Origin of the sequence: Bradyrhizobium sp. i1.15.2 (assembly GCF_040548425.1) — a bacterium.
In the GTDB taxonomy this organism is placed as follows: domain Bacteria; phylum Pseudomonadota; class Alphaproteobacteria; order Rhizobiales; family Xanthobacteraceae; genus Bradyrhizobium; species Bradyrhizobium canariense.
The window spans coordinates 43,322-59,584 of record NZ_JBEPRQ010000022.1 but is presented as its reverse complement, the minus strand read 5'-3'; the positions used below and the strand labels follow the sequence as shown (position 1 = coordinate 59,584).

Genomic DNA, 16,263 nt, shown 5'->3' with positions numbered 1-16,263 from the left:
GTCTGTGGCGACATTCGGCACGTTCCGGCGATAAATCTCATATACGACGGTTGACGCAGGCGGAAGGGCGGCGCGCGGCCGAAGCTGGCGGTCTATCGCTGCGACAGAATGACCGGGGGTCGGTGACACGGCTGCCAGCGCCCGGCGTCGGACGGCGAAGCCACCTTGAACGGGCGCAGAACGCCCATCGCCTTCCGATCGCGCGGATTCACGCCATTCGGCGGCCGCGCGGGGGCGGTGTAAGCGAAACCGCTGGGGCCAAGGCCGCCTTTTCAAACAAGCTTGGCTCCCTTGCCAAACAAGGCTGCCTCTCCAAAGGAGACGAGCCGCTGCCGCTCCTCGTCCCACAAGGTCAGCCGCACGGTCCGCAAACTCTGGAGCAGCGTAATCCGCCCGACACCAGCGAACTGCGGATTGTCGCGCAACACGTCCTGCAAGCGATAGTAGGGAATTCGACTGGACAAATGATGGATGTGGTGGACGCCGATATTTGCCGTGAACCATCGCAGGACGCGCGGCAATTGATAGTGAGAGCTGCCGTGCAGCGCAGCGTCGTGAAAATTCCAGGTCTCGTCGTGGGCCCAATGCGTGTGCTCGAACTGGTGCTGGACGTAGAACAGCCAGACGCCGATCGACGCCGCCAGAACAATGATCGGCAGATGCACGAGCAGGAACGGCCCATAGCCGACCAGCTGGATCATCGTGACGACGAGAACCGCGAGGGCGATGTTCGTGCCCATCGTGCTCAGCCAGGGTTTCCAGCCGCGACCCATCATCCCGACCGGCAATCGGTGCTTCAAGATGAACAAATACGAGGGACCGACGCCAAACATCACCAGGGGATGTCGATACAAACGATATAGCGTCCGACGCCATCGCGACCGCCCGAGAAATTCCCGCGTGGTCAACGTGTCGATGTCGCCTAAGCCCCTTTGATCGAGATTGCCGGAGTTCGCATGATGGCCTGCATGGTTGCGCCGCCAGTAGCCGTATGGCGTCAGTGTCATCACGCCGAGGGCACGGCCGACCCAATCGTTCGCAAGGCGGCCGCGGAAGAAAGAGCCGTGTCCGCAATCGTGCTGGATCATGAAGAGGCGGACCAGCAAACCCGCCGCAGGCACCTCCAGCAGGAGGGCAAACCAATAACCCTGGTCAAGAGCGGCCCAGATCAGAGCCCAGATGACGACGAACGGTATCGCCGTAATCGCCAGTTCGAGGATACCCCGCGCATTGTCGGGCTCGCGATAGTGGGCAAGCAACTGCGCCGATGCGCGGATTTCCGGTATTCCTTGGCTCATATCTGCTCTGCTCCCGACATGCGGCCCAAGAAGCACGGTTATGGCCATGGACGCAACAAAAACGCCCTCCGCCTGGAGCGCTTCCGGTCGGAACCGAGCCATCGCCAGGCCAAGCGGCGCTCTCGGAGCTTCAGACGGTGAGGCCGAGCCTCGTCAGATATTGCGGCTTAAACGCCCAGCGCCTTGCGGTTGAAGGTTCGCAGGAAACGCAGCGACAGCGTCCGGACGTTTGCGACGTTCAGCAACCAGCCGGCAGCGGCATAAGCGAGCCCGCCGGCGAGGCTCACGACCATGAGCGGGACGAGGCCGATCCCATTGACCTGGGATCGTGCTACGAGGATCGCAGCCGCCATCGCTGCGGCGGAGACGGCAACGCCGGCCAGGCGGTGGAGGTCGAACGGGACCGGATGGGCGCGATGCATCAGGACGACGGCAACGAGGAAACCGATCGCTTCGGTCGCAAGCGTCGCCAGCGCCGCGCCGTAGAGACCATGGCTGGCCACCAGCACGAACATCAAAGCCACGCTCACGACCAGCGTCAGGAACGACTGCGCCGCCAGCATGAACGGTCGCTCGGCAAGCTGGAAGCTGATCTGCACGTAGAATTGATTGGCGATGCCGAATAAGCGCGCGAGCACCAGCGTTGGCAGCAATACCGATACGCCGGTGCGGAAGTCGACGCCGACGAGCGTGCCGGCGACCTGATCGGCCGCAAGCGCAAGCCAGACGGCGACGGGCGCGACCACGACGAGCAGAAGCTCGAGGCTCTCGGTCAGCCGCTCCCGCGTCGTCTCGATGCTTTTGTCCGACAATGACCGGAACACCAGTGGCACGGTCGCCGCGGCGACGCTGGAGGCGATCATGACCATGAACTGTCTCGGCAGATCGGCGGCGACGCCAAAGATGCCGGCGGCGTCCTTCCCGAGCAAATAAGCCACGATGAGCCGGTCGCAGGCCGAGTAGACCGCAACCGACAACCCCGCCAGCGTCAGCGGCAGGCCGTAGCGCGCGAGCTGCACGAACTGGCTGCGCTGAAAGCGCGCGATCCTGGTGCGGTCACCGACGAGGTTCAGGATGATCCCGGCGAGCGAACCCAGGCCGAATGCGGCGAGCAGTCCCAGTCCACCCCAGCCGAACCAGATGCCGAGCAGGCCGAAACCCACGCTCGATACGCTGCGCACGATCGAGATCGCCGCGAACCTGTAAGGGCGCAGCTTTGCGCGCTCGAACTCCTGGCCGACATCGACGGCATTCGCCATGATCGCGACGAACATGCTGGCAAGCAGCAGCCCAACGCTGAGATCGCTGCGGAACAGGAAGACCAGCGGCGTGGTGGCGCAGAGGACGGCAACGGTGAGCGCGAAGGCGACCATTGCAGTGCCTCGAAAATCCACCTCGGCCGACATCGCCTGATAGCGCGACACCGACAGCTTGATCCAGGCGAAGAAGATCGCGCCCACAATGCCGGCCAGGCTGATGCCGACGACATAGACGCCGTACTCCGCCGGCGTCAGCAGCCGGGTGTAGGCCGTGACGGCGAAGAAGCCCACCGCCGCAGGCAGGATGTAGGCGACGAGATAAATCGAGAAATGGCGGTTCAGCATGCGAGCACGGGACCGGCAACGTTATTGCGAGTGTGACGGCCGTTCATCAATTGGACCATGGCGGGGCGAACGAAATGCGCCGCAGCATCTCTCAAGAATGTCACATAAGTCTGGAGATCGGGCGGCGAATGCGGCTTTGAGGCCGCTTTCGCGGGTTAGCGTTAAATTTGCCCTTCCCTGGTGGGGGCACGACCACTGAAAGGAACCGTAATTCGGAGATGGCAAAGTTAACCCAAGGAGGGAAAACCCCGGCGTTGCAAGGCGTCGCTTGGTACGATGGCGCGTTGGCTCCGATAAGGAATGCCGTGACCAGGCTCGACAGACGCGAATTTCTCCTCGGCAGCGCCGCAGCACTCGCGGCGGGCGCGTCGGCGTCCGCAGCGCCGGCGTCGAAACTCGCCCAGCGCCATCAGGGATTTGGTGCCGCGGCCACGCTCTGGGATCTGCAAGCCGATCCCAGGCTTGGCGAAGCCATCAGCACCTATTGTACGCAGGTGGTTCCGGTGCTCGAGCTGAAATGGCCGATGCTGCGTCCCGACGCGCACACCTTTGCTTTCGAACGTGCCGACGCGATCCTGGATTTCGCCCGGCAGAACGACCTGACGATGCGCGGGCACGCGCTCGCCTGGTATCACGACATTCCGGACTGGACCAAGCAGATCAAGGATACCGAGGGCGTCGAGCGCGCCTACATCGACCACATCGGCACCGTCGTCTCCTATTACAAGGACAAGCTGACGTCGTGGGATGTCGTCAACGAGCCGATCCCGGACAATCCACGCAGCCCGAAAGACCGCCGCGAGTCGTTCTGGACGCAGCATCTGGGCAATCGCTGGATTCCGCTGGCGTTCCGCACGGCGGCCGCGGCCGATCCCTTGGTCAAGCTCGCGATCAACGAATACGACATCGAGTCGGCAAAGGACACGTTCATTGCGAAGCGCGCGGCCTACCGCCATCTCATCATGGACCTGCTCGACCAGGGCGTGCCGTTGCACGCCGTGGGATTGCAATCGCATCTGCATGCCGAGCTCGAGATCGACACCCATGGGCTCGCGGAATTCGCCACCGAGCTGCGCGCCTGGGGGCTCGAGGTGCTCGTCACCGAGCTCGATGTCGACGACCAGAAGCTGACGGGGACGCCGGCAGAGCGCGATGCCATCGTCGCCAAGCGCGTCGACGATCTCTTGACCGCGATCTCGACCAGCGGACCGGTGCGCTCGATCCTGACCTGGGGTCTCTCGGACCGCTACAGCTGGATCAACGGCACCTTTGCCCGGCCCGACAAGCAGCCGAACCGTCCTTTGCCGCTTGACGGCGAGTTCAAGCCGAAGCCGTTCATGAACGTGATCAGCAAGTTCACGAGAGACGCGTGAAGGCGCCGGGTCTCAGCGCGTCTTCGGAGCCTCGAACTGAACCTCGTCCCCCATGTCCTCCGGAGACAGGCTCGGACCGCGACGGTCGCGCGAGCTGAGACGGAACACGTCGCGGATGTCGTCGATCGAGGTCGACGAATAGGATTGGATGCACAGCGCCACCTGGTCGGGCGAAGCGGCGCGCATCATCGCTTCGATGGCCGGGCGGTCGAGGCGCGTGTCGTCCCAATGCGAGACCGCGATGCTGTCTTCGGTGACCCGATGGGCGGCCAGATGCGCGGGCGCGTTCGCGACGAAATGGCCGTACATGAGATATTCCGAGAACTTCTTCTTCCGGCACAGTGCCAGAACCCAGTTCAATCCCGTCGCCGACTTGATCGCCTCAGTCATCGCACGCGCGGTGTCCTTGTCCCAGACCAGCGCGTTGCCGACATAGTCGTCCGCAGGGAAGGACCGGTCCTTGATGCCAAGGAGCTGATCGACGGTGCGGAGCCACAGGACATGCAAGGGGTGGGCGGCGTCGATCCCGTTGCGCGTGACGAATAGCGGCGTCTTCTCGGCGCCGGCATACTGGCCGACGTCGAATTCGCGGAAGAACAGATTGTCCGAATCCAGGATGCAGACGCGCTGCTCCGGCGCGTTGAGGACGCCGGCGATCTTGAGAATCTGCTGAATGTGCCAGCCATGAACAGGTGACGACAGCAGCGACAGCCAGACGCGCCGTTTGCTGATGAACTGCAGAGCCGGCGGCAGCGCCCACAGCCATTTCGGCAAATAGCGCGAGGCCGGAACGATGACGCGCTTGTCGGAAGCGAACCGCGCGAACAGCGGCAGATCCTCATCGTTAACGAGAACATAATGCCGCGTGTAGCCCGTCAACCAGGTGTCGATGCTTTCGCTGAGCAGCGAAAAGCGCTCGATATCCTTGGCGTAGCTGGCGGTCAGCAGGGCAACGGAATGCATGGCGCGCGCTCGTATGGCGATCAGGCCGCAGTCATAGCGGCGCCGAGGCGTGTTGAATACTTACATTCGCAATCAAGGTAAAATGAAACGAAGCATTAGCCATCCGACGGCAGCCCCTGCTCGATGCCGCGAAAACGCAGCGTCGCCAGTGCGGAGGCGCGCTGCCACCAGTCGGCGACGCGGTCGTCGAGCGCGGTCACGCCTCGACCCTGACCGGGGAAGATCCGGATCTGCTGCACCGCCTCGGCTTCGAACCCCTTGCCCTTGCGGGTGATCTTGAGCGCGGCGCCTTCGCGGTCCCGCTGGGTCAGCGGCACCAGAAGGCGGCCGCGCGGACGAAGCGACCGAAGCCACAGCGGATGCGGCTGCGAGAAGCCGGCATGAACGATGATCACGTCGGCGGGCTCGCCGATGTCCTCGCATCCGTCGCCATGGACGACCGCGACGTTGCGATAGGCGCCAAGATAGGTTGCGGCCCGCGCCGCAAGCCGCTCGTCGCATTCGATTGCCTGCACCCTGCCCTTCGGGCCGACGATCTTCGACAGCACGGCCGAGAAATAGCCGAGCCCGCAGCCGATCTGGACCACACGGTCTTTTTCCCCGACGTCGAGCAAATCGATGAAGTGCGCCCACAGGCTCGGCAGTCCGGTGTCGAGCTTGCGGCGCGCATCGATCGCGACCAGCACATTGTCCTGGAGATGAACGGGATCGGCATCCGGCGTCAGCCGATAGTTGCGCGCCGCCTCGCTCTTGATGCGCCACGGTCCCTTCGCCAGAAACTTTTCGCGCGGAACAGTGCCGAGGGCTTCGAGCAGGCGCGTTGAAGAGATCCGCTCGCGCCTTGCGATCAGCTCCACGTAACGCGCACGCGCGGCGGCAAGATCGCTCATCTCAGGGATCGGCCTGTTCACGAACGAGCGCGCCCGCGCCGAGCTCGTCGATCAGTTGCATCGCCTGTTTCAGGTCCGGCGTGGAGAAGCCCTCGCTGAACTTGCCGAGGATCGGTACGAGCAGGAGACGAGCGTGCTCGCGCTTGCCGCCTTCGTGCGACAGGCGCGCGAGGCTGACGGCCGTGCGAAGCTCCCAGGACAGCGCGCCCTGTTTGCGCGCGATCTCCAGCGACAGGTTGAACAGGTCCTCGGCCTCCTGCACCGAGGCCGGATTCCCGTCCGACAGGGTGATCTCGCCTTGCAGGCGGTAGACTTCGGCGAGGTAGGAGTGGTCGCCGGTCCGTCTTGCGGTCGCGAGCGCACCGTCCAGCGCGCGCAAGGCGGCATCGCGCATCCCGACCTTGGCGTAGGCCTCCGCAAGCAGGCAGCGAAACCAGCAGCCGGCGAGCCAGGAATCCATCGCTTCGTATTCGTCGAGGCCGAACCGCATCTGGCTGAGGCCTTCGTCGGCCTCGCCGAGCTGCGCCAGCGCCCAGCCGCGCAGGATCGCCGCCTGCTGCTTCCAGTGCAGGAAGTTGTGCTCGGTGGCGATGATCATGGCACGGTTGGCGTGGTCGCGCGTGCCCTCGACATCGCGCAAATGCTGGCAGAGATAGGCGCCGAACACGAGCGCGAAGGCGAGCGTGAAGGGGTGGCGGATCTTCTCGGCGTTCGCGATCGCCTGCTCGCTGTGCTGGCGCGCCGCGTCGGGCCGGCCGAGGAACCACAGCAGATAGCCGAGATAGGACAGCGAGACGACGCCGGGATCGGTGCCGTGCCGCTCCATCAGATCGGAGTGCAGGTCGGGGCTGTAGAGGTCGATGCAGCGGTGCAGATGATGCTGGGACGCGGCAAAGCGCCCGCGATAGAGCATGGTCATCGCGATCGAGCGATGCGCCTCGATCAGATAGCCGGTCTGCTGCGCCGGCTGTGTCCCCTCGTTCAGCCGCTCGCGCTTGGCGAACTTCAACAGCTCGACGCTGAGATCGTGCGCGCGGGTCAGATCGGCGCGGATGAAATGACAGACCCAGAGCCCGCGCGTGGCGGCGAAGGCCTTTTCGTCGTCGTCGAGCTGCTGGCCGAGTTCGAGGGCGCGAACGTAGTTCTCCTCGACCTCCTGCACGGCATAGCCCTTGGCGGCGATCAGCGCGTTGCCGAGCGCGATGCGCAGTTCGAGCTCCATCTCGTCGGCGCCCTGCATGCGCGCATTGGCCTGCACGACGCTGAGGCCGCGGCCCAGATGCCCGATCGCCTCCAGATTGGCGCCACTCTTGGCCGCCTGCTTGCCGGCCTTGAGCCAGAAGCTGGCGGCGCTCTCGCTCTGGCCGGATTCGGTCATATGATGGGCGAGCAATTCCGGTTCGCGCTCGGTCTTCTCGGGATACATCTCGGCGAGCACCTGGGCGATCCGGGAATGCAGCTTGCGCCGCTCGCTGTGCAGCAAGCTCGCATGCGCGGCGTTCTGAATCATCACGTGCTTGAAGGAGTAGAGCGCGTCGGGCGGATGGCCGCGGCGCATGATCAGTCCGGCCTCCTCCAAATGATTGAGCGCGGCCTCGATCTGTTCGGCGGGTGTGTTGGCGACCGCGTGCAGAGTCTCATAGGAGAATTCGCGGCCGATAGTGGCGCCGATCTGCGCGATCCGCTTGAACGGCCCCATCCGGTCCAGCCGCGCCATCAGCGAGTCCGTCAGCGTCGCCGGGATCGCGAGCTGCCGCCACGGGCCCGACAGGACGTAGCGCCCGTGCCGTTCGGTCAGGAGGTTGGATTCGAGAACCGTCTTGGTCAGCTCCTCCAGGAACAGCGGCACGCCGTCGGTCTTGACGATGATCTCCTCGATGACCTCCTTGGGAAGCTCGCGTCCCGCCACGCGCTCGACCAGCGTCGCGCGCAACTGCCGGCTCAACCGGCTCAGCACCAGGGTCGTGATATGCGAATGGGCGTTCCAGCTCGGCTGGAATTCGGTGCGCGCGGTGATGATGACCAGGATTGCCCGGTTCTGTGCCCGATCGACCAGGAGATCGATCACCTCACGGGACGTCGGGTCGATCCAGTGCAGATCCTCGAATGCGATCACCAGCGGCTGCTCGCGCGCAAGGCCGAGGAAATGATTGACCAGCGCCGCGACGGTCGCATCCTTTTGCTGCTGCGGCGACAGCTCCAGTGGCGGATAGCGGTCACCGGTCGGAATGGACAACAGCGCGGCAAGCAGCGGCGCAACCTGCTCGATGTCGCCATGAGCGGCAGCGATCGCGGTCTCCAGGCTCGCCAGCGACTGCACGGACGCATCCTCGCGATCGAGACCGAGAGAGTATTTGAGCTGCTCGGCGAACGGATAGAACGCCGTGGAGGTGTAATAGGGCGAGCACTGGAACGAGACCTGTCCATGGCGGTCACCGGCGATCCGTTCGAAGATTTCCTGGATGATGCGCGACTTGCCGATGCCGGGCTCGCCGAACTTGACCACGACCTGGCCCTCGCCCTCCTTGGCCTGCTGCCAGCGCCCCATCAGCAGCGCAATCTCCTCCTCGCGGTTGACGAGCGGGGTCAGCCGCGTGCCCATCGCGGCGGCGAAGCGGGTCTCCACCCGCGAGGCGCGCATCACGTGCCAAGCCTGGGCCTTCTCCGAGATGCCCTTCAGCGCGTGGACGCCGAGATCGCGGTAGTCGAACTTCCCCTTCAGCAGCGACTGGGTCGACGTGGAAATCACCACGCCGTTGGGCGGCGCCAGACTTTGCAGCCGCGCGGCGAGATTGACGGTTTCTCCGACCGCGGAGTCGCGCTCTTCGGTGCCCTGTCCGACGAGGTCCCCAACCACGACGAGACCGGTCGCGATGCCGATGCGGACGGCGGGTGAGTGGCTGAGCGCACCACGTGGCTCGATCGCGCGGGCGGTCGACAGCACCCGGACGATTTCCAGCCCCGCTCGCACGGCGCGCTCGGCGTCGTCCTCATGTGCGGTCGGATAGCCGAAATAGACCAAAATACCGTCCCCGACGAAGCGGGCGGCAAAACCTTCGTAATGCTTCACCACGCGGACACAGGTTTCGCGGAAGCTCGCGATCATGTCGCGCACGTCTTCCGGATCGAACTGCACCGAAAGCGAGGTGGAATCCACCATGTCGCAGAACATGGTGGTGAGCTGACGCCGCTCGGCGCCGACCTCCGTCCGGACTTGCGGGCGCGCCGTCGCGTCGGGCTTTTCAGCGGTTTCGGCCCGGAACAACGCGGTCATGGCTCGCTGGAGCCGCTTCCGATCGCCGAGCGGCAATCCAAGCTCGACGAGATCGGATTCGGTCAGGTCTCCCATGACGTCGAGATCGAGACGGTGCTGCGCGAAGAGATCGGTATAGTGGCTAAGACCGATACCCTCGAGCCAGCGCTTCAGCCCGCCTTCCGCTCCCGTGCCCGGCTCATTCTCCAGCATGGTGATTCCGCCCGACCAAGCACTCCGTCGAAGGGCTTAGGGCCCCGCAACCACAGATTTTGGGGCCAAAACTTCACCTCAGACTGGACGCGTTCCCTAACTTCTTGGAAGAATAGCCCAATCGGATCAAAAGGGAACGGAATTGTCGGACGCCACACGCCCAGCGCCGCAGGAATTGGCCGGCACGACGGCCGAAACGGAGATATTCGCGGATATCGGCGGTCTTCTCGATTTCCATGCCCGCAAGACGCCGGCGGCCCCCGCCCTCCTCGCCCCCGGCCGGCCGGTCCTCAACTACGGCGGGATTGGCGCGCGGACGCAGGATCTCGTCCGCACGCTGCGCGGGTTTGGCATCGCCCCTGCCGACCGCATTGCGGTTGCGCTGCCGCGCGGTGCCGACAGCGCACTGGCCCTGATCGCGGTCGCCTCGAGCTGCGCTTGCGTCCCCGTCAATCCCGATCTGACGGTGGACGAGCTGCAACGCTATTTCAGCGAATTGAAGCTGACGGCGCTCGTCACCCGGGCCGACACGAACTCGGCGGCCCGCGATGTCGCCAAGGCGCTCGATATTGCCATGATCGATTTCGTGCCGGGGGCGCAAGACGATCTCGGCGGCTGCACGTTCGTCGGGCCGGCTGTTGGACCGGCGAGCAGCAGCGGCGCCTCGCGCGGCGACGATGACGCGTTCATCCTGCTGACCTCGGGCACCGCGGCGCGGCCGAAGATGGTGCCGCTGACGCATCGCCATGTGTGCCTCTCCGCCTACAATGCCGGCCGCGTGCTGTCGCTTGCGTCCCACGATCGTCTGCTCAACGTCCTGCCACTGTTTCACGCCCATGGTTTGATCTCCGGCCTGCTAACGGCGCTGGCCGCGGGCTCCAGCGTGATCTGTACCGAGGATTTCGACGCAGCCTCCTTCTTCGGCTGGATGCGGCAGCTGCAACCGACCTGGTACACGGCCGTGCCGACCATCCATCGCGCGCTGCTGACGGCGGCGGAGGCCGACCCGGATCTTGCCCGATCGTCCTCGCTGCGCGTGATCCGCTCCGCCTCGGCGTCGCTTGCGCCTGCGATCCTCGACGGACTGGAGGCGACGTTCGGCGTTCCCGTGCTCGAAACCTACGGCATGACGGAGGCGGCCTCGCAGATCGCGGCCAACCCGTTCGAGCTGCGCAAGGTCGGATCGGTCGGCCGCGCCGCGGGCCCCGAGATCGCCATCATGGACGAGACCGGCCGCGCGCTCGCCAGCGGCGAGCACGGCGAGATCATGCTGCGCGGACCCAATATGAGCCACGGCTACTATAATGACGAGGCGGCGACGCAGGCCGCATTCCGCAACGGCTGGTTCCGGACCGGCGATCTCGGCTATCTCGACGCCGACGGCTATCTCTTCATCGTCGGCCGTATCAAGGACGTCATCAACCGCGGCGGGCAGAATATCTCGCCCCTGGAGGTCGAAGATGTCCTGCTCAGCCATCCGGCGGTGCTGGAGGCCGGCGTGTTTGCCGTCCCGCACCCGAAGCTCGGCGAGAACGTCGCCGCAATCGTGGTGCTGCGGCCGAATTCCGAGGCGACCTCGGACCAGTTGCGCCAGTTCGCCCGGAAACGGCTTGCGGCCTACAAGGTGCCGAGCCTGATCCGTAGCGTGGCGACGCTGCCGAAAGGCGCCAGCGGCAAGGTCAAGCGCAATGCGCTGGCCGAGCTGATCGCAACAATGGGCGGCGGCGAGGAGGAGGCCCGTCTGCCGCGCAACGCGCTGGAGACTGAGCTCGCCGGGATCTGGGCCAATTTGCTGGAGCTGCCACAGGTCGGGGGCGATCAGGACGTCTTTGCGCTGGGTGCGGACTCGCTCGCGGTGACGCAGATGCGCTCGCGCCTGCGCGAACGCTTCAATGTCGATTTCTCGTTCGAGGACGTTTTCGATTGCGCCACGCCCGCCGCGCTTGCGGACCGGATCGAGACCGCCGCAAGCCATCGCGAAACGATGCTGCCGGCCTGGCGCCAAGCCGGCGAAGCAGACGCGCCGCTGTCGTTCCAGCAGCAGCGGATGTACGTGCTCTCGCGGCTCGACCCCACGCGCTACAATTATAACGTCGTCGAAGTCGCGCTCCTCAAGGGTGGGCTCGATGTCGCCGCACTTTCTGCGAGCCTTGCCGCGGTCTCTGCCCGCCATGAGGCGTTGCGGTCGGTCATCATCGAACGCGAGGGCGAGCCGGTGCAGCTTGTGCTGCAATTGCCGCCGCAGTTCGAGCGGATCAAGCTCAAGCCCTGCCCGGCGGACAAGCGGGCCGCTGTTGTCAGGCGCGAAGCGCTCCGGCTCGCGCAACATCCGTTCGACCTTGCGCACGAGGCGCCGCTGAAGGTCACGCTGCTCTCGTTCGACAAGAGCAGCCACGCGCTCGTGGTCAACGTCCATCATCTCGTCACCGACGGCTGGTCGCAGCGACTGTTCTGGGAAGAACTCGCCGTCCATTATTCGGCAGCGCGCAAGAACGACGTGGCAACACTGCCTGCGCCCGCCTTCCAGTACCGCGACTTTGCGCTCTGGCAGCAGAGCTGGGCCAAGACGCCGGCGGCCAAGGAGCAGCTCGATTACTGGCGGACGCAACTGGACGGCGTCACCACGCTGCCGCTGCGGACCGACCGGCCAAGGCCGGAGGTCTGGAGCGGCCACGGTGCCCGTCACTATCTCGAATTCTCCAAGACTCTGTCGGCCGACTTGCGTGCGCTGAGCCAGAACCAGGGCGTCACGCCCTTCATGACCCTGCTCGCAATGTTCCAGTGCCTGCTGTTCCGTCACACCGGACACGAGGATGTCGCGACGGGATCGCTGATCGCCAACCGCAACCAGATCGAGAGCGAGCGCCTGATCGGACTGTTCGCCAACACTCTGATCCTGCGCAATGATTTCGGCGGCGATCCGAGCTTCGGCGACATGTTGCGCCGGGTCCGGCAGGTCACGCTCGATGCCTATCGCAACCAGGACCTCCCGATCGAAGAGGTCCTGCGCGCGCTTCAGATCGCGCGAAGGAGCGACGGCAATCCGCTGTTCCGGATCATGTTCATCCTCCAGAACGCCTCGATTGAGGCGGCACGATTCTCCGGTCTGTCGACGCGGCGGATCGAGATCGATCCACAAGTGGCGCGATTCGACATCACGCTCGAACTGGTCGAGGCCGACGGCCGTTTCACCGGCTTCTTCGAATACGCCACCGATCTGTTCGACGCGGCGACGATCGAGGGCATGGCCGCTCAGTTCAAAACCCTGCTCAAATCCGTCATCGCCGATCCGGAGCAGCGCATCTCGCACCTGCCACTCCTGAGCGAGACCGAACGCCGGCAGCTGCTGGCGCAGGGCCGGGGCGTGCCGGCCGATTTCGCCACGCGCGGCAATTTGAGCGAAGGTTTCGACCGCCAGGCCAAGAAGACGCCGAACGCGATCGCCGTGTCGGACGGCCGCACATCCCTGAGCTACCGCGAGCTGGCGCGCCGCAGCCAAGCGGCCGCGCGCTGGCTTGCCCTCGAAGGCGTCGGCGCCGAGACCGTGGTCGCCTTGCTTGCAGATCGCGGGGCCGACCTGCTCGCCGCGATGATCGCCGTGCAACGCGTGGGCGCCGCCTTCCTCAATCTCGATCCCGACCAGCCGCCGGCACGGCTCGCAACCATCCTCGGATCGAGCGGCGCCCGCATGCTGCTGACCGGACGGGCGCAGTCGTCCATGGTCGAGGCGCTGCTCGAACCGCTGGTCGAGCGCCTTCAGGTGGCCGAGCTCGAGGACGCGATCGCGCCGGCGTCGACCAAGCCGGCCCGTGCAACGCGGCGCGCGGCGTCGAGCCTTGCCTATCTCATCTACACTTCCGGGTCGTCCGGCGCGCCGAAGGGCGTCATGATCGAGCAGCGCGGGCTTTCGAACCATCTGGCCTCGCTCATCTCCGAGCTGAAACTCACGTCCCGGGACGTGATCGCGCAGACCGCGCCGCAGAGTTTTGTCATCTCGGTGTGGCAGTTCCTCGCGGGGCCCATAGTCGGTGCGCGGGTCCATGTGTGCGGTACCGCGATCGTGCAGGACCCGATTTTGCTCGCGCGCGAGATCGAGCGCGAGGGCATCACGGTGCTCGAGATCGTCCCATCGCTGCTGCGTGTGATCCTCGATCGCATGGACGAGGCACAGGTCCGACGCGCCTTTGCGAGGCTGCGCCTTCTGATCTCGACGGGCGAACCGCTGCCCGTCGATCTCTGCAAGGCCTGGTTCGCCCGCTGTCCGAAAGTGCCGCTGATCAACGCCTATGGTGCCTCGGAATGTTCCGACGACGTCTCGCTGCATCGCCTGACCAGGGCACCGACGACCCGGACGGGCAACGTCCCGGTCGGCGCGCCGCTGCCGAATACCCAGCTCTACGTGCTCGACGCAAGCCTGCAGCCGCAGCCGGTCGGCGTGACCGGCGAGCTCTGCATCGGTGGCGCCGGTGTAGGCCGCGGCTATGTCAACGACCCCGCGCAGAACCGGCAGCGCTTCCTGCCCGATCCGTTCTCGCGCAAAGCAAGCAGCCGGCTGTACCGGACCGGCGATCTCGCCCGCCGCCGCGCCGACGGAACGATCGAATGCCTCGGTCGCGCCGACCATCAGGTCAAGGTTCGCGGCTACCGTATCGAGCTCAAGGAGATCGAGAACGCGCTTGCCGACCATCCCAGTGTGCGCGCCGGCATCGTCGAGCCGCGCCGCGAAGCAACCGGCGATGTCAGGCTGATTGCCCATATCGTCGCAAGATCGGGCAGCCGGAGCAGCGCCAGCGAGCTGCGCGACTTCCTGCAGAGCCGGCTGCCGGGCCATGCCATCCCCTCCGCGTTCCTGTTCCTGGATCAGGTGCCGCTCAATGCCCATGGCAAGATCGACCGCACCGCGCTGCTGGCGCCGGCGCAGCAGGAAACGTCCGGACCGGATGCGGCCGTGCCGGCGCGGCGCTTCACCGAAAAGGTGCTGTCCGACATCTGGATCGACCTGCTGAAGATCGAGAGCCTCGGCGTCACCGATAATTTCTTCGACCTCGGCGGTCATTCGCTGCTGGCGGGCCAGGCGATGGCGCGCATCGCTCGGGCGCTCGGCGTGTCGCTGCCGATCAAGACCATCTTCGAGGCACCGACGATCGACGAGCTTGCCCGGCGGGTCGACGAGGCCGTGGCGGCAAAGCCGCGCAAGCCGGCCGCAAGTTTCGCAAGGCTGGCTACAGCGAGCCTGGCCGAAGGCAGCCCTCCCACGCTCTCGATCGCGCAGGACCAAATGCTGCGGATCGAGCAGAATCTTTCGGGTTTGCCGCTGTTCAACCTGCCTTTCGCCTTCCGTCTCCAGGGGCCGCTCAATCTGGCCGCCCTGGCGCAGACGATCGACGACATCGTGCGCCGGCACGAATCGCTGCGGACCCATTTCGGCTGGAGCGGCGGGGAGCCCGTCAGCCACGTCGCCGCGCCCGGCGCCCTCGGCCGTGTCATGAGTGTCGAGACGATCGGCGACGGTCAGCCCCACAACAACAAGCGGCGCAAGGCGCTGGAGCTCCGCAAGATCGATCTCCTGATCGAACAGGAGACCTATGTCCCGATCGACACCACGCGCGCGCCGCTGCTGCGCGCCCGGCTGTTGCGGCTCCACGATGACGATCACGTCTTGCTGCTGACGCTGCACCACGCCGTCGTGGATGGCTGGTCGATCGGCGTGCTGTTCGAGGAATTATCCAACCGTTATGCGGCGCTGGCCGGATACCCATCGGTGCCGCTGCCGAAACCGCCGCCGGCCTTTTCGGATGTAGCGCGCTGGCAGCGCTGGTGGTGCGGCACCGATGCCGCCCGCCATCAGGCGGCCGACTGGACGGAGAATTTGCGCGGGGCGCCTCCCCTCTTCGAGGGCGGATCAAGTCCGGGCCCGTCCAGGGGACACCATCTCGTCAGCCTGGATCGTGAGCTGATCGGCCGGCTCGCGGCTTTCGCCGGCCAGCACAATTGCACGCTGTTCATGTGTCTGCTGACCGGCTTGAAAGCCGTGCTGCTGGCGCGGACCGGCCGCCACGACATCTCGATCGCCACCGCCATGGCCAATCGCGCCCAGCCGGACACCGACCGGATCGTCGGTCCGTTCGAGAACACGGTGATCGTTCGCACCAAAATCACGCCGGAGCTGTCGTTCGTGCAGGCCGTGGTCCGGGTCCGCCAGAGCGTGCTTGACGCGCATGCGCGCCAGGAGCTGCCGTTCAACATCCTGGCCGACCATCTGGAGCAGGAGGGGGTCAATCCAGCCTCGCTGCTCCAGGTCTATTTCACCCTGCAAAATCCGCTGCGCCAGCCGCTCGATTTGCCTGATCTCACGACAGGATCGATCGGCAACATCGCCCGCGAAGGCCAGCCGGTGCTGCCGATCGACCAGACCTGGCTGTCGCTGATGCTCAAGGAGCGGCCGACGGGAATCACCGGTTCATGCAACTACAAGAGCGAGCTGCTCGACCGCGCTACGGTCGGCCAGTGGATGGAGTATCTCGTCGCGCTGCTCGGGGCGGCCCTCGCCCAACCCAACGCACCACTCGGCCGATTGCTCAATCGCAGGGCGGCATGACCGGCCGTACAGCACGGGCGAATACGGGGTCACCCGTCAAAGCTGTGAATGACCAAGTTGCATCTTGATTA

At 65.3% G+C, this 16,263-nt stretch carries 7 protein-coding genes; 2 read left to right on the top strand and 5 right to left on the bottom strand.

Annotation, left to right across the window (positions count from 1 at the left end):
* Positions 1–272: 272 nt before the first annotated feature.
* Positions 273–1,298, bottom strand: coding sequence for a fatty acid desaturase (locus tag ABIB80_RS29365; RefSeq protein WP_354128864.1), 1,026 nt, complete (start codon positions 1,296–1,298; stop codon positions 273–275).
* Positions 1,299–1,465: 167 nt separating this feature from the next.
* Entirely contained in the window at positions 1,466–2,902 is a 1,437-nt protein-coding gene (locus tag ABIB80_RS29360) for a lipopolysaccharide biosynthesis protein (protein ID WP_007600611.1), read from the bottom strand.
* A gap of 305 nt (positions 2,903–3,207) precedes the next feature.
* On the opposite strand from ABIB80_RS29360, the gene ABIB80_RS29355 reads away from it, so the two are divergent.
* Positions 3,208–4,275, top strand: coding sequence for an endo-1,4-beta-xylanase (locus tag ABIB80_RS29355; protein ID WP_035994220.1), 1,068 nt, complete (start codon positions 3,208–3,210; stop codon positions 4,273–4,275).
* 12 nt (positions 4,276–4,287) lie between these two features.
* On the opposite strand, the gene ABIB80_RS29350 is transcribed toward ABIB80_RS29355, so the two are convergent.
* The 3 genes from ABIB80_RS29350 to ABIB80_RS29340 form a co-directional block, all read right to left on the bottom strand.
* On the bottom strand, positions 4,288–5,238 hold the full coding sequence (locus ABIB80_RS29350) for a DUF6492 family protein (RefSeq protein WP_354128863.1): 951 nt from the start codon (positions 5,236–5,238) through the stop codon (positions 4,288–4,290).
* Between the two features lie 95 nt (positions 5,239–5,333).
* Positions 5,334–6,128 carry a protein-L-isoaspartate O-methyltransferase family protein gene (locus ABIB80_RS29345; RefSeq protein ID WP_007600607.1) on the bottom strand — a complete coding sequence of 265 codons (795 nt, stop codon included), beginning with the start codon at positions 6,126–6,128 and terminating at the stop codon, positions 5,334–5,336.
* A gap of 1 nt (position 6,129) precedes the next feature.
* On the bottom strand, positions 6,130–9,594 hold the full coding sequence (locus ABIB80_RS29340) for an ATP-binding protein (protein WP_007600601.1): 3,465 nt from the start codon (positions 9,592–9,594) through the stop codon (positions 6,130–6,132).
* Positions 9,595–9,736: 142 nt separating this feature from the next.
* On the opposite strand from ABIB80_RS29340, the gene ABIB80_RS29335 reads away from it, so the two are divergent.
* Entirely contained in the window at positions 9,737–16,192 is a 6,456-nt protein-coding gene (locus ABIB80_RS29335; protein ID WP_007600600.1) for a non-ribosomal peptide synthetase, read from the top strand.
* Positions 16,193–16,263 lie beyond the last annotated feature (71 nt).

What these genes read in the sequence shown, in the direction of transcription:
- ABIB80_RS29365 (WP_354128864.1), bottom strand. Translation starts at nt 1,298, where the DNA reads ATGAGCCAAGGAATACCGGAAATCCGCGCATCGGCGCAGTTGCTTGCC.
- ABIB80_RS29360 (WP_007600611.1), bottom strand. Translation starts at nt 2,902, where the DNA reads ATGCTGAACCGCCATTTCTCGATTTATCTCGTCGCCTACATCCTGCCT.
- ABIB80_RS29350 (WP_354128863.1), bottom strand. Translation starts at nt 5,238, where the DNA reads ATGCATTCCGTTGCCCTGCTGACCGCCAGCTACGCCAAGGATATCGAG.
- ABIB80_RS29345 (WP_007600607.1), bottom strand. Translation starts at nt 6,128, where the DNA reads ATGAGCGATCTTGCCGCCGCGCGTGCGCGTTACGTGGAGCTGATCGCA.
- ABIB80_RS29340 (WP_007600601.1), bottom strand. Translation starts at nt 9,594, where the DNA reads ATGCTGGAGAATGAGCCGGGCACGGGAGCGGAAGGCGGGCTGAAGCGC.